Source organism: Thermomonas carbonis (genome assembly GCF_014396975.1).
GTDB classification, from domain to species: Bacteria; Pseudomonadota; Gammaproteobacteria; order Xanthomonadales; family Xanthomonadaceae; genus Thermomonas; species Thermomonas carbonis.
Window position 1 is genome coordinate 3,193,230 of sequence record NZ_CP060719.1, and the last position, 15,324, is coordinate 3,208,553.

At 67.2% G+C, this 15,324-nt stretch carries 8 protein-coding genes; all 8 read right to left on the reverse strand.

The genetic code is table 11. The features are described from left to right. Window positions 1-17: 17 nt before the first annotated feature. The gene (locus tag H9L16_RS14790; RefSeq protein WP_223158154.1) at window positions 18-2,237 is read right to left on the reverse strand and encodes a CHAT domain-containing protein; all 2,220 of its coding nucleotides are present in this window, start codon (window positions 2,235-2,237) and stop codon (window positions 18-20) included. A 168-nt stretch (window positions 2,238-2,405) separates the two neighbouring features. Beyond that, entirely contained in the window at window positions 2,406-7,400 is a 4,995-nt protein-coding gene (locus H9L16_RS14795) for a beta strand repeat-containing protein (protein ID WP_187552408.1), read from the reverse strand. A 17-nt stretch (window positions 7,401-7,417) separates the two neighbouring features. After that, window positions 7,418-9,106 (reverse strand): ShlB/FhaC/HecB family hemolysin secretion/activation protein, encoded by a 1,689-nt coding sequence (locus H9L16_RS14800; protein WP_187552409.1) that lies wholly within the window; start codon window positions 9,104-9,106, stop codon window positions 7,418-7,420. Window positions 9,107-9,138: 32 nt separating this feature from the next. Further along, entirely contained in the window at window positions 9,139-10,341 is a 1,203-nt protein-coding gene (locus tag H9L16_RS16285) for a CHAT domain-containing protein (protein WP_325065078.1), read from the reverse strand. A gap of 326 nt (window positions 10,342-10,667) precedes the next feature. Continuing rightward, window positions 10,668-11,219: a hypothetical protein gene (locus tag H9L16_RS16290; RefSeq protein ID WP_233449396.1), complete on the reverse strand. Its 552-nt coding sequence runs from the start codon at window positions 11,217-11,219 to the stop codon at window positions 10,668-10,670. 368 nt (window positions 11,220-11,587) lie between these two features. Further along, window positions 11,588-12,865, reverse strand: coding sequence for a glutamate-5-semialdehyde dehydrogenase (locus H9L16_RS14810; RefSeq protein ID WP_187552411.1), 1,278 nt, complete (start codon window positions 12,863-12,865; stop codon window positions 11,588-11,590). After that, window positions 12,862-14,013, reverse strand: coding sequence for a glutamate 5-kinase (proB, locus tag H9L16_RS14815; RefSeq protein WP_187552412.1), 1,152 nt, complete (start codon window positions 14,011-14,013; stop codon window positions 12,862-12,864). Before proB ends, H9L16_RS14810 begins: the two co-directional genes overlap by 4 nt. Window positions 14,014-14,016: 3 nt before the next feature. After that, a complete protein-coding gene (gene argH, locus H9L16_RS14820) occupies window positions 14,017-15,312 on the reverse strand; it encodes an argininosuccinate lyase (RefSeq protein ID WP_187552413.1) in 1,296 nt (431 codons plus the stop codon). Window positions 15,313-15,324 lie beyond the last annotated feature (12 nt).

A 15,324-nucleotide genomic window follows, 5' to 3' on the forward strand; every position in this document is an offset into this window, starting at 1 on the left:
ATGGGTCATCGACGTACTCACTTCTGCACCGTCAGGCGCCAGTTGCCGATCAGGTTGAACGGGGCCCAGAAGAACGGGTGCGCGGTCTCCGGGTTGGCCAGCACCGCGCGCTGCGCGTCGCGCATCGCGTCCTGCACCTGCTCGCCCTTGGCCAGGTCGTCGTACAGCGTGGTCATCAACGTCTCCGTGGCCGCATCCGACACCGGCCACAGCGAGGCCAGCAGCGTGCTGGTCCCGGCCGACAGGAACGAGCGGGTGAAGCCCAACACCTCGTCGCCGTCCTCGACCCGGCCCAGCCCGGACTCGCAGGCCGACAGCGCGATCATCGCGGTGCCGCTCAGGTCCATGCCCAGCACGTCCTTGGCTTCCAGGTAGTTCGGCTGGCCGTTCTCGTCGGCCAGCAGCACCTTGCTGTGCAGCGGGTCCAGGGTATCCGCCACCGCGTGCGCGGCCACGTGCAGCAGCCGCGCCTTGGGCGCGCTGGCCGTGAAGTTGCTCTTGTTCGCCTGGTCCTTGAAGAACAGCGTCGCGCCCGGGAACTGCTTCGACAGTTCATGCACCTCGCGCTCGGCACCGGGCAGCGGGTCGGCCACGTCCGGGTTGATCGTCGGGTTGCCGAACGCCACCAGCTGCGCGGCCACCGTCGGCGTGCGCTCGGCCAGCTTCGCCGCGATGCTGATCGACGGGGCGATGCTGATCGGATTGCGTTCGATCAGGTACTGGCCGTCCAGGCGCAGCGCCTGGAATGGCAGGTAGTGCAGCGGGCCGTGCGGGACGATGATGATCCGCTTGCCGGCCGGGATCTCGAGCGGGGCCAGCAGCAGCGTGCCGATCTTGTCGCCCACGTCGGTGGCCGGCTTCAGGTTGATCAGCGCATCGCGGTAGGCATCCACCAGCCGCGCCAGGTCCGCGCGCTTGACCGCCACCGGCAACGTGGCCTCGCGCACGCCCTCATTGGACAGCACCCACGCCATCAGCCGGTCCGGCAGTGCGTGGTAGGCCACCACCACTTCGTCCGGGCGCAGCATCGTCTGCAGGGTCGCCGCGTCCAGCGCGACTGCCTCGCCATTGCCGATCTCGGCGCGACCGGCCACCGCGTCCAGCAACGCGCGGGCGCGGCTGCGCTCGCTGACATCGAAGGCCTTGGCCGGCTGGCCGAGCCGGGTGTGCATGCCGATCGCCCGCTCGAACACCACCTGCAGGTCCGAGAACAGGCCCATCTTGAACTCGTCGCTGCGGAACTTGGCGCGGGCCTTGTCGAACACGTCGATCGCCTGGTCCAGCGCCTGCGCGGCTTGGGCTTCGTTGCCCAGGGCGGACTCGCTCTTGCTGATGCCGTCCAGCGCCCACGCCCGGTAGAAACCTTCATCGCCGTTCACCGGCGCATTGGCCAGTTGCTGGTACAGCACCAGCGCTTCGGCCGGCTTGTTCTCGGCCAGCAGCAGGCGCCCACGGGTACGTTGCAGCTGGGCCTGCTGCGAAGGATCGCTGGGCACTGCCAGCGCGTCCAGGGTGCTGCGCGCGCGGGTCAGGTCGCCGGACAGGATCAGCGCATTGGCCAGCGAGGCATCCACCAGCGGGCGGAAGCGGTCCGAACTCTCGGTCCGCGCCTGGTCGTACAGCGCGATGGCTTCGGCGAAGCGCTTCTGCCGCGTGCGCACATCGCCCAGCACCTTCTTGCCGGGGCCGTTGACCTGGGTCGGGTCGACCCCGGGGTACTTCAGCGACAGGGTCGCGAACTGTTCGGCCCGCTCCAGCTGGCCGGCGTAGCTGAACGCGATCGCCAGGTCGCGATACGCCTTGCCCAGCAGGTCGGTGTTGCCGGTCTGCAGCGCCACGTGCAGCGCCTTGCTCGCCGCCCGCGTGCTCTCGCGGAACTCGCCCTTCTCCGCCAGCTCCACCGCCTGGCTGCAATACGCATACCCGTCCAGCTTCACCACGTCGCGTTCGTACAGCGCCGCGCCTTCCGCCGCCAGCGACAGCGCCGTGTCCGCATCCTCCAACCGGCCGATCGCCGCCAAGGCCTGGCGCGCTTCCGACTGCATATCGACCGCGGCGGCAGGCGCTGCAGGTGCCGATTGCGGCGTCGACTGCGGCACGGGCGATGCAACCGCAACCGCAGACGCCGTCAACGCTCCTCCCAACGGCGCGCAAGTGGCTTGCACCACGGGGCTGGCAAGCGACAACGCCAGCAGGAAAACGGCAAAGCCGGCGGAGGACGACGCGGTACGACGCATGCGGGGTGCTCCCAGACGTGAACGGACACAGGCGAAAGCCTGTATCGGATTCAACGGAGTCTAGGAACGGTGCAGGACATCGCCCACTGTCGATTAGGCATAGCCCATCTTGGCGTGGATCCGGTGTCCGGAATCCTCGCCATTGCGCGTATCCGGCCTACAATGCCTTCAGAATCGGCATCCAGGCGCGTTATTGCTGTCGATGCAATTGTTCAATCGCAGCCGATGACGGGATTTCAGCCATTCCCTCCCCAGTACATCCCGGCTCGCTCCTGCCTGAAGCGGGTCGGCCGCATCAGCCACCGGGCAGATCGCCGCGTGCAGCAGATCAGTCACCGAACCATCCAGTTCTTCTTCGTCGAACAATTCAGCAACGGATTCCGGTGCGATCGGCGACTGCCGGAAGCGCTGCTCCTGGTAGATGAACTGGTTGCCCTCGCCGATTCCCTCGCAACTCTCCTGTCCGAACGAGCAACCAAACACATCGAACTGGCCATCGCCCTGCAGACCGCCGCGCTCCTCGCCTTCCGGCGTGCGCGCAAAAATCCGCCAGGACTCGCTTGCGGTCAGTGACGCGCCTGCAGGATTGAGGAACAGGTCGGCCGCCACCAGGTCGATGCTGCTGCCGCTGACATCCGCGCCGAGGGTGAGGTTCCCGCTTGCGGTCACCACCAGCACGTTGCCTTCGGCCTCGATACCGGTGGCCGACAGCGAAGTCAGACCCGCGTTGTCGATCAGGCTGAAGCCGAATGACGACACCTCGCCGATCGCAAGGTCGTCCACGTCTTCATAGGCGAAATCACCCCCCGCCGAACCGGCCACACTCGTGGCCGCCACGTTGTTCTGTGCGGCAGTCAGCGACACGTCGCCACTGGCGATCGCCAACAGGCTGTGCGCGGTGATTGCACCGGCCGAGGTCTGCTCGATGTCGCCGCCACTGGCAAGCGTGAGGATGTTGTCGCCAACATCGACAGCGGCCTGGAGGTCGATACCGCCATCACCCCCCTGGTTCTGCAGGGTCAGGTCGTCGTCCCAGTCGACCGCTTCCATCACCCGGATCGCACCTGCATGCTCGGCGCTGCCGATCACCAGCAGCGGCGCATCGATCAATGCCAGTTCGGCGCTGGTCAGCGAGAACCCGTTGCCTGCGCCGAGCAGGATCGTATCGGCCTCATCGACCGCGCGCAGGTTGACCGCGGTGGTGCTGGCAATACTGCCCCGCAGGATGATCGCGTCGACGTTGCCGTCGTTGCTGGCGGCCAGACTCACCAGGCCAGTGCCACCATCGATGCTCGAATCTGCGTCCATTCGAATACCGGCGCGATCGGTTCCTGAACCGATGACGTAGATGTCGCCCGTGGTGCTGGACACATCCCCATCGGACATCCACACGCCACCGGCACCCTCACCCTCGATCGCGATGTCGCCGGACGCGGTGACGATTTCGGCATCGCCACTCATCAGCACCGCGTAATAGGAATCACTGACCGCACTGATCGATACATCGCCAGAGGTCGTGGACACCATGCTGCCCTGACCGAGCGAAACGCCGGAACCGGCGCTACCGCCACCACTTCCGATCAGGCTGATGCTGCCCACCCCACTGTGGATACCGACCGCCGACAGGATCAGGCCGGTCGAGGCACCTTCACCGGTGATCGCGATATCGCCACCGCCACTGGTGATGTCGGCACCGGACACCTGTGTACCGGCCATGTTCGTGCTGGTGCCATGGATCGTGATGTCGCCGCCATTGCTGGTGATGTCACCGCCATTCACCCACACCCCGGTCACGTCCACGCTGCTGCCGATGATGGTGATGTCGCCGCCGTTGCTGGCAAGCCCGCCGGAGCCGACCTGCACGCCGAAGCCGCTGCCCAGCGCATGGCCTTCCAGAGTGATGTCGCCGGTGTCCGTGGTGAACGGCACGCTGCCCACGCTCAGGCCCGACAAGCCCGTGCTGATCACGCTAATGGCACCGCTGGTGGTGGTCACGCTGCTGCCGGGACCGTAGGCCGTGCCACCGAAAAACATGCCTGAACCGTTCGCGGCGCTGCCGTCGACGGTGATGCTGCCACTCGTGCTGGCGAGTGCGGCATCGCGCACGCTGACGCCAAAAGCGCCGGCCCCGGAGGCCACGCCCGTGATATCGATATCGCCACTGCCGCTCGACACCAGGTTCTCCCACACCTGCACGCCATAGAGAACGCCTTCTCCAAGCACGCTGATGTCGCCGCCATTGCTGACGATGTCGCCCTCGTACAGCCAAACGCCCGTGGCAGCGCCACGACCGGTGATGGTGATGTTTCCGCCGTTCGTGGTCAGTCCACCGCTGCTGATGAACACGGCGGCGGTGGCGTCTTCGTCCAGCGCATACCCGGTCAGGCTGATGTCGCCGCTGTCGGTGGTCAGCGTGGCATCACCAAGGCCCAATCCGCTCAATCCCGTACTGGTCAGCGAGATGGCACCGCTGTCGGTGGTGAAGCTGGTGACGGTAGACGTTTGTGTCTGTTCGTCGTAAACCGACCATAGCTGCAAACCCGAACCGCCCACGGCGTCGCCCACGACCGTGATGTCCCCGCCGGTGCTGCTGACGCTGGTTCCGGCCAGTGCAACGCCAAACGGGTAATACCCGGTGGCTTCCAGTGACGCGGTGCCGCTGATGGCGATGTCACCCTCGCCACTGGCGATGTCACTGCCGCGGAAATAAACGCCCGAAAAGACCCCATCGCCATCGATCATGATGGTGCCGTCCGCACTGGCGATATCGGAATACGTGATCGACACGCCATCGTCGCCAACGCCGTCGATGCCGATGTCGCCACCGCCGCTGGCGATGCTCACGTCATGCAGGCGCGCACCGGTGCCGAACTCGCTCGCGGCGGTGATGGAGATGTCGCCTCCGGTGCTGGTCAGGCTGGTCTCCCCGATCGACACGCCATTCTCTTCGCCGCTGCCGAAGATGGCGATGTCGCCTGCGCCGCTGGAAATTCCGCTGTATTCCAGATACACGCCGCGCCCATCGGCGCTCATGTCGATGTCGCCGCCATTGCTGTCGAGCTCGATGGTGAAGAACGACAGGTAACCACCATTCGGATTGTCGCCGGCGACGTTGGCCGTGAACGACAGGTCCAGCGGCCCGCCGGTGGATGTGATGCTGAAATCGCTGCCGTAGATCCCCGCGGTGGCGCGCAGATCGAGCGCTGCCGCATCGCCGGTCGCGTGCACGATGTCGACGCCCTCGTGGATGTGGATGTTGCCGCTAGCGCCGGACGCCAGCGATGCATCGGCATACAGCTGGATCACGGTGCCGCCATCCAGCGTCGCGCTCAATGCATCATCGGTCAGCACGGCTCCGTAACCGGAAACCGCATCATCTGTGGACATGATGTCCACGGAAGGCGCATGCACCAGCCACGTGCCCGCCTCGATGTAGGCGGTTTCACCCAGGAACAGCGAGCCGGTCGTGGTGGTGCTGACGCTGCCATCACTGGTCCCGCCGGTGGACACCAGCCCACCGTCCAGGAACAGGCTGTCGGCATCGATGTCGATGCTGCCGCCGGCTCCCTCGCCCGAGGCGTCGGCGAACAGGGTGTCGTCGATGCTGGCGGAACCGGCATTGATGGTGATGCTGCCGCCATTGCCGCCCAACTGGCCGGTGACGTTGATGACCGGCACCAAGTCCGGGAACTCCGGCGTGACATTGCCCAGGTCGGTGACGACCAAGCTGCCGGCGTCGATGTTGACCATGCCGCCGGTGGTGGTGCCGTAGGCCAGCAGGGACGCGCTCCAGTAGGCCGTGCCCGGCCCGCCGAGCCAGGACTGCTGGCCGCGGAACAGCAGCAGGCTGTTGGCATCGATGTTGATGGTGCCGCCAGTGCCGTTGTTGCCGTAGGCGAAGACCCAGTTGTAGATCTCCGCGTTGTCGGCGGTGATGTCGATCAGCCCGCCCGAGCCGTCGTTCGCCACGGCCTGCAGCAGGCCACCGTGATACAGGCGATTGACGTCGATCTGAATCTCGCCGGCTGAGCCGCCCGCACCGAAGGCGGAAGCGGTCACCAGCCCCAAGCGGTTGTTGGCCACGCACAGGTCGGTGGGACCGGTGCCGTAGCACAGGTGGGTGAACAGCTGGTTGCCGCTCAGTTGGATGGTGCCCGCGTTTTCACCTGCGTTGTTCGCGTTCGCGCTGACGTTGCCCGTGCGGCCGTCCACGCCGCCCAGGTCGATATTGCCCTGGCCGGCATCGATGATGATGGAGCCCTCACGGGTCCCGATGGTGCGCGCGACCACATTGCCGCTGATCCAGATACGCCCGCCGTTGGCCGGATCGACGAACAGTGCATTGCCCGCCGATGCACCATCCATGGTGTTGCTGCGCATCTCGATGTGTCCGCCCTCGGCGAACACGTTGCCGCTGCTGGTGATGCCACCGGTGCAGTCGATCGTGCAATCGGAGATGCCCAGCCCATTCCCCGATACAGTCACCTGGGTCAGGCCGTCGCCGAAGAAATCCAGGGTGACGTCATTGGTCGCGCCGAACACCACGCTGCCCAGATTGGCGGTGATCGTCCCGGAATTCTCGATGTAGGACCCGATCAGGCCGACGGTGCCGCCATCGGCCGTGGTGATCTGGCCGGAGTTGTAGACCGCGCCGGCGCTGCTGCCATTGCCGACGAAGCGGTACTGGCCCGAGGTCAGCCCTGCCAGGAAATCCGCGTTCGACATGTTGAGCGTCGAGGCGACGATGCCGCCGACGTTGACCTGTGCGCCACTGCCGAAGGTGATCCCCGCCGGGTTGATGATGAACACGTTGCCGTTGCTGGTCAGCGTGCCGTCGATGAACGACGCACTCGTCGAGTAGCCGAACCCGACCACCCGGTTCAAGGTCACGCTCGTGTTGCCGAACTGCTGGTCGAACGTCACCCCGTAGCCAGCCCCGATGTTGAAGCTGCCCCAGTCGATGATCGCGCCCTTCGTGGTCTGCGTCACCGTCATCTCGTTGCCCGACTGGCCGATCGTGGCACTGCCGTTCACCACGCTGCCGCTGTTCGGGATGTTCTGCGCCAGCGCCGGCATCATCGGCATCGCCATCGCGCCCACCAGCGCCAGCGCCAAACGCCGGCGACGGATCGTCCGAAGCTGCTTCCGTGTCGTCTTCTTCATGCGCATCGCCATGCTCCTCAGAACGCCTTCTGGATCGACCAATACACCCGCGGATTGCGATCGCCGCCATCCGTCAGGCCAACTCCCGTCCCACGCCACGCCACGCTCAGGTTCATCGTCACCTGGCCCGGCTTGCTCCAGTTGAAGCCCACGCCATGCCCGCGCAAGCTGCGGCTGGTCACCACGTCCACCGCCCGCGGGTCGTGGAAGAAGTCGCCCTTCGCCGCGTCATAGAACGCGAACAGCGACGCCTCCGGCCTCAGCGCATACCGCAACTCCACCGTGCCCAGCCAGCCGTCGTCCGCCAGCACCTCGCCGGTCGCGTACGCGCGCACCGCCTTCGGGCCGCCCAGCGACAACTTCTCGTAGGTGTCCAGGTTCTTGCTCGCCCGCTGCAACCCGCCGCCCAGGTACAGGCTCAGCTTCGGTGCCACGTACTGCAGCCGTGCGAACTGCATCGTCAGCTTGCCGAAGCTGCCTTCCGTGTCGTAGCCGAACGGCGGCTTGTCGAACGCCTCGCTCATCGCATCGCGGATATCCAGACTGCCCCGGTATACCTGCGCGTTCAGGCTGGTGTAACCACCGCCCAGCCAGGTGTCGCGCTTCTCCAGCGCAATCCCGATCCCGAGCCCGCGGATCCGCTTCCTCGACTCGAAGCCCACCGCCTCGAAGCGGTCGGTCAGGTCCTTGTTGTCCAGCGCCCCGCGCAGGAACAGGTTCGTGGTGCGCTGGCGGATCAGCGGATAGCTGAACGACACGTCCGCCACGTTGCCCACGCCGGTCGGTTCCAGCGCCGCGAACGGGCCGCCCAACTCGTACTGCACCCGGGCGAGGCCGCCGCCGATGCGCAGGCCGGTGTAGCCCACCGGGGTCTCGTACGACAGCCGACCGAACGCCGTGTGCATGCCCTGCGCCAGCATCACCCGCAGGTCCAGGTTGTCGCCGCGCTCGAACGGGCTGGCCCAGCGCAGGCTGCCGGTGATCCGGTGCCGACCCGAGTCGCGGCTGCCGAAGTTGTCCAGCTCCAGCCCGAACTGCAGGCGGTCGCGCTGCCCCACCTTCACCGTCAGGTCGGTGGTGCCATTGACCGCGCCGGCCGAGATCGCCGACTGCGGCTTGATCCCCGGCAGGTCCGACAGCAGCAGCATCGCCCGCTCGTAGCGCTGGCCGTTCAGCGGCTTGCCCGGCTCCAGCACCGCCAGCGTCTTCGCGACCCGCTCCTGCTGCACCGGCGCGCCCTCGGCGACCTCGATGCTGACATTGCCCAGTGCTCCTTCGCTGACATTGAAGGTGACTTGCCCGTCGGTGACTTCCTGCACCGGCACGAACACCTGCACCAGCGCATAGCCATGCGTGCGGTACACCGCGCTGGCCTTGGCCGCCAGTTGCTCCAGGTCGCTGAAGGTCACCGACTGGCCGATCTTGCCGGCCACGGCCGCCTGCAGCTCCGCTTCCGGCACATCGGTCGTCCCGCTCACGCCAACGAAGCGCACGCCCTGCAGCACGAAGCTGGCCTGGCCGGCCATCTGCGGCTCCGGCAGGGCCTGTGCCTGCTGCGGCGTGGCCGAGGGCGTGTCCTGCGGCATCGGCACTGCGTCATCGGCATCTGCTGCCTCGCCGGCCCAGCCGAAGGGCGCGCAGGCCAGCAGCGACAGCGCCAGCAGGTTCATCGTCAGCGGCCTGCGCCGCGGGGTCTGCGTGTGCATGGGAACTCTTCCGCGATGGGTCATCGACGTACTCACTTCTGCACCGTCAGGCGCCAGTTGCCGATCAGGTTGAACGGGGCCCAGAAGAACGGGTGCGCGGTCTCCGGGTTGGCCAGCACCGCGCGCTGCGCGTCGCGCATCGCGTCCTGCACCTGCTCGCCCTTGGCCAGGTCGTCGTACAGCGTGGTCATCAACGTCTCCGTGGCCGCATCCGACACCGGCCACAGCGAGGCCAGCAGCGTGCTGGTCCCGGCCGACAGGAACGAGCGGGTGAAGCCCAACACCTCGTCGCCGTCCTCGACCCGGCCCAGCCCGGACTCGCAGGCCGACAGCGCGATCATCGCGGTGCCGCTCAGGTCCATGCCCAGCACGTCCTTGGCTTCCAGGTAGTTCGGCTGGCCGTTCTCGTCGGCCAGCAGCACCTTGCTGTGCAGCGGGTCCAGGGTATCCGCCACCGCGTGCGCGGCCACGTGCAGCAGCCGCGCCTTGGGCGCGCTGGCCGTGAAGTTGCTCTTGTTCGCCTGGTCCTTGAAGAACAGCGTCGCGCCCGGGAACTGCTTCGACAGTTCATGCACCTCGCGCTCGGCACCGGGCAGCGGGTCGGCCACGTCCGGGTTGATCGTCGGGTTGCCGAACGCCACCAGCTGCGCGGCCACCGTCGGCGTGCGCTCGGCCAGCTTCGCCGCGATGCTGATCGACGGGGCGATGCTGATCGGATTGCGTTCGATCAGGTACTGGCCGTCCAGGCGCAGCGCCTGGAATGGCAGGTAGTGCAGCGGGCCGTGCGGGACGATGATGATCCGCTTGCCGGCCGGGATCTCGAGCGGGGCCAGCAGCAGCGTGCCGATCTTGTCGCCCACGTCGGTGGCCGGCTTCAGGTTGATCAGCGCATCGCGGTAGGCATCCACCAGCCGCGCCAGGTCCGCGCGCTTGACCGCCACCGGCAACGTGGCCTCGCGCACGCCCTCATTGGACAGCACCCACGCCATCAGCCGGTCCGGCAGTGCGTGGTAGGCCACCACCACTTCGTCCGGGCGCAGCATCGTCTGCAGGGTCGCCGCGTCCAGCGCGACTGCCTCGCCATTGCCGATCTCGGCGCGACCGGCCACCGCGTCCAGCAACGCGCGGGCGCGGCTGCGCTCGCTGACATCGAAGGCCTTGGCCGGCTGGCCGAGCCGGGTGTGCATGCCGATCGCCCGCTCGAACACCACCTGCAGGTCCGAGAACAGGCCCATCTTGAACTCGTCGCTGCGGAACTTGGCGCGGGCCTTGTCGAACACGTCGATCGCCTGGTCCAGCGCCTGCGCGGCTTGGGCTTCGTTGCCCAGGGCGGACTCGCTCTTGCTGATGCCGTCCAGCGCCCACGCCCGGTAGAAACCTTCATCGCCGTTCACCGGCGCATTGGCCAGTTGCTGGTACAGCACCAGCGCTTCGGCCGGCTTGTTCTCGGCCAGCAGCAGGCGCCCACGGGTACGTTGCAGCTGGGCCTGCTGCGAAGGATCGCTGGGCACTGCCAGCGCGTCCAGGGTGCTGCGCGCGCGGGTCAGGTCGCCGGACAGGATCAGCGCATTGGCCAGCGAGGCATCCACCAGCGGGCGGAAGCGGTCCGAACTCTCGGTCCGCGCCTGGTCGTACAGCGCGATGGCTTCGGCGAAGCGCTTCTGCCGCGTGCGCACATCGCCCAGCACCTTCTTGCCGGGCCGTTGACCTGGGTCGGGTCGACCCCGGGGTACTTCAGCGACAGGGTCGCGAACTGTTCGGCCCGCTCCAGCTGGCCGGCGTAGCTGAACGCGATCGCCAGGTCGCGATACGCCTTGCCCAGCAGGTCGGTGTTGCCGGTCTGCAGCGCCACGTGCAGCGCCTTGCTCGCCGCCCGCGTGCTCTCGCGGAACTCGCCCTTCTCCGCCAGCTCCACCGCCTGGCTGCAATACGCATACCCGTCCAGCTTCACCACGTCGCGTTCGTACAGCGCCGCGCCTTCCGCCGCCAGCGACAGCGCCGTGTCCGCATCCTCCAACCGGCCGATCGCCGCCAACGCCTGCCGCGCTTCCGACTGCATATCGACCGCGGCGGCAGGCGCTGCAGGTGCCGATTGCGGCGTCGACTGCGGCACGGGCGATGCAACCGCAACCGCAGACGCCGTCAACGCTCCTCCCAACGGCGCGCAAGTGGCTTGCACCACGGGGCTGGCAAGCGCGCCCAGGCATGCGCCGAATGCGACCAGCAACGAAAACGCACGATGCCTTGCGCATCGCAATGAAGAGTCCATCGCCCGTCCCCTACGTTCGATAACAGCCCCGGCGACCCGGTGGCCACCCGCAGGTTAGTGCTGCCCCCGTCCGATCGCCTATCGACCAAATGGCCTAGTCGGCTGAACCGGACGAACGACCATGAGCACTGCCCTGCCTGTTAAAGCGCAAAGCGGAGGCGAATCGGCTCAGGCCGTTCCATCCGCCTGCGTCGAGGGAATGCAGGCTGGCGTCAGCCCATCGGTGGGTGGCGACGCTGCCCTTCGCCGCGCACCACGAAGCGCTCGATTGTCAGCGCTTCAGCGCCCATCGGGCCGTATGCGTGCAGGCGCGTCGTGGAGATCCCGATCTCCGCGCCGAGGCCCAGCTGGCCACCGTCGTTGAAACGCGAGGACGCATTCACCATCACCGCCGAACTGCGGGTGCCACGGACAAAGGCCTGCGCCGCCGCACCATCGGTGGTGGCGATCACCTCGGTATGGTCGGAGCCGAAACGGGCGATGTGCGCCAGTGCCGCCGGCATGTCGTCGACGACTTTCACGGCGATGATGAGTTCGAGGAACTCGGCATCAAAGTCGGCATCGGTGGCCGGCGCGAGCGACGGATCGAAGCCGCGGGTGGCCTCGTCGCCGCGCACTTCGACGCCATGCAATCGCAATGCATCGAGCGCACGCGGCAGGAAGTCGTCGGCGATCTCGCGATGGACCAGCAACGTTTCCAGTGCGTTGCACACGCCCGGCCGCGAGGTCTTGCCATCGATCAGCAAACCCAACGCGAGTTCGATATCCGCGGCGCGATCCACGTAGAGATGGCAGACGCCCTTGTAATGCTTGATCACCGGCACGCGCGCATGTTCGGCGACAAAGCGGATCAGGCTCTCGCCGCCGCGCGGAATTGCCAGGTCGATCAGGTCGGACAACTGCAGCAGTTCGAGCACGTGTTCGCGCGCGGTGTCCGCGACCAGCGAGACCGCTGCGTCCGGCAAACCGATCTCGCGCAAAGCCGCGTGCAAGCAAGTGGCAATCGCGCCGTTGCTGGCGGACGCTTCGGAACCGCCGCGCAGCAGCACGGCATTGCCGGCCTTCAGGCACAGCGCTGCGGCTTCGGCGGTCACGTTCGGTCGCGCTTCGTAGATCATCGCGACCAGACCCAGCGGGATGCGCTGGCGTTCGATGACGAGGCCGTTCGGTCGCGTGCCGCTGCGGGTGATCTCGCCGAGCGGGTCGGTCTGTGCGGCGACTTCGCGCAAGGCATCGGCCATGCCGCGAACGCGTTCGGGATTCAACGCGAGACGATCCAGCGTGGCCTTGCTCGCACCGTTCGCGGCGGCTTTCGCAAGATCATCGGCATTCGCGGCGAGAATCGCGCCTTGCCCGGCGAGCAAGTGATCGGCCATCGATTCCAGCAGCGCGCGCCGCGTTTCCGCATCGGCCATCGCGATCGCCGCCTGCGCCTCGCGTGCCGCCAGCGCCAGTCCGCGCACATAGCCACTGGTAAAAGCCGCCGTCATGCCGTCGCTTCCTTTGGGGTGTCGGTGTGTTGCAGCAGGACCAGATCGTCGCGATGGATCATCGCTTCGTCGTAGCGAAAGCCCAGGACCGCCTCGATGTCGCGGCTGTGGCGGCCGGCGATGCGCGCGCTTTCGCCGGCGTTGTACTGCGCCTGTCCGCGCGCCAGCAGCGTGCCGTCGCCTGCGCGTACGTCGACCACGTCACCGCGACGGAAATCGCCCTCGACCGCGCGCACGCCGCCGGGCAGTAGCGACGCGCCACGCAGCAGTGCCGCCTTCGCGCCGTCATCCACCTCGACCACGCCCGCCGTCGGTGAGTGTCGCAACCACTGCTTGCGTGCGCTGATGCGGCTGCCGTGCGCGGCGATGAAGGTGCCGTGCAGCACGTCGTTGCCCAACGCATCGACCGTCGCCACATCGCGCCCGCAGAACAGCGCCGTCGCGATGCCGGCCGCCGACGCCTTCGACGCCGCTTCCAGCTTGGTGCGCATGCCGCCGGTGCCGAGCGCGCCGGCCCCGCCGGCCATCGCCAGCACCTCCGGCGTGACCGCCTCCACGCGCTCGATCGGACGCGCATCGGCATCGCGCCGCGGATGCCCGCTGTAGAGGCCGGCGATGTCGGTCGCGATCAGCAACAGGTCGGCTTCGACCAGCGAAGCAACTGCTGCCGCGAGATTGTCGTTGTCGCCCAGCTTGAGTTCGTCCACCGCGACGGTGTCGTTCTCGTTGACGATCGGTTGCGCGCCCAGCCGCAGCAATTCCTGCAAGGCCGTGCGCGCATTGAGATAGCGACGACGATTGCGCAGGTCGTCATGGGTCAGCAACACTTGCGCCACCGGCGCGTCGAACAAGGCCTGCCAGAAGCCCATCAGCGACGCCTGCCCGAGCGCGGCCAACGCCTGCCGCTGGACGATGCCATTTTTGGCAGTACCCGTACCCGCTGCGCCGATCCGCCCGCGCCCCGCGGCGACCGCGCCGGACGAGACCAGCACGACCTCGCGACCCTGCGCGCGCGACGCCGCGATGAAGCCAGCCAGCCCACGCGCATGCACGGGATCCAGCCCGGCATCGCCGGCGAGCAGGCTGCTGCCGACTTTCAGCACCGCGCGTCGCCAGTTCGGCAGGGATTGCGGTGCGAAGGTCGTCATCGTTCAGCGCAACGCGTCGAAGCGCGCACGCAATGTGTCGAGGCGCAAATCCGCGGCCGCACCGGGCGACGTACGCACGGCCAGCGAGCCTTCCGGCGTCCGTCCCCGCCCAGCCGAATCGGCCGAGGCAGCAGCGGCCTTGTAGGCCTCCCGGAACGGCACGCCGGCGACGGCGGCATCCACTGCGACATCGGTGGCATACATGCCGGAATCGATCGCCGCGCGCAGCCGATCCTCGCGCCACTCCAGGTTGGCCAGCAGGTCAGGCAGCAATTCCAGCGCGGCCAGGCCACGACCGAAGCCGTGGAAGATCGCGCCCTTGCTGGCCTGCAGATCGCGCTGGTAGCCGGACGGCAGCGACAGCAGTTGTTCGATCTCGGTACGTGCCGCCGCCACGCTGGCATGGGTGGCGCGCATCAGTTCGATGACATCGGGATTGCGCTTGTTCGGCATGATCGAACTGCCGGTGGTGTACTGCGCGGGCAACGCGACGAAGCCGAATTCGGCGGTGGTGTAAAGCGACAGGTCCCAGGCGATCCGGCGAAGATCCAGCGTCGCGCTGCCGAGCGCTTCCAATGCCGCCAGCTCGAACTTGCCGCGCGATAGCTGCGCGTAGACCGGCGAGACCTGCATCCGCGCGAAGCCGAGCGCGTGCGTGGTGTGCTCACGATCCAGCGTGAGATTCACGCCGTAACCGGCGGCCGTGCCGAGCGGATTCGCATCGATGAGATTGAGCGTATCGGCGGCGCGGATCGCATCGTCGATGAAGGCCTCGGCCCAGCCTGCCCACCACATCCCCGCCGACGAGACTACGGCGCGCTGGATATGCGTGTAGCCGGGGATCGGCAGTTGCTTCTCGGCATCGGCACGATCCAGTGCGATCTTGGCGATATCGCGGCTGAGTGCTGCAACGCGCGCCAGTTTTTCCTTCAGCCACAAGCGCGTGGCGACCAGTATCTGGTCGTTGCGGCTGCGACCGGTGTGGATCCTGCGACCGGCATCGCCCAGGCGCTCTGTCAGCCGCGCCTCAATCGCGGAATGCCCGTCTTCATAACGCTCGTCCAGGACGAATGCACCGCTGCGGAAATCGTCCGCCAGCACTGCAAGCTCGCGCTTCAGTCCTTCCAGCTCGTCGGCACTGAGGATACCGATGCGCTGCAGGCCTTCGGCATGCGCCGCGCTCGCGGTGATGTCGTGCAGGAAGAATTCGCGATCCAGCAACACGTCGTTGCCGGCCAGGAAGGCCTGGATCCGCGCGTCCACCTCCACGCCGGGTTTTTGCCAAAGCAGGTCAGCCATCGTCGCCTTTCC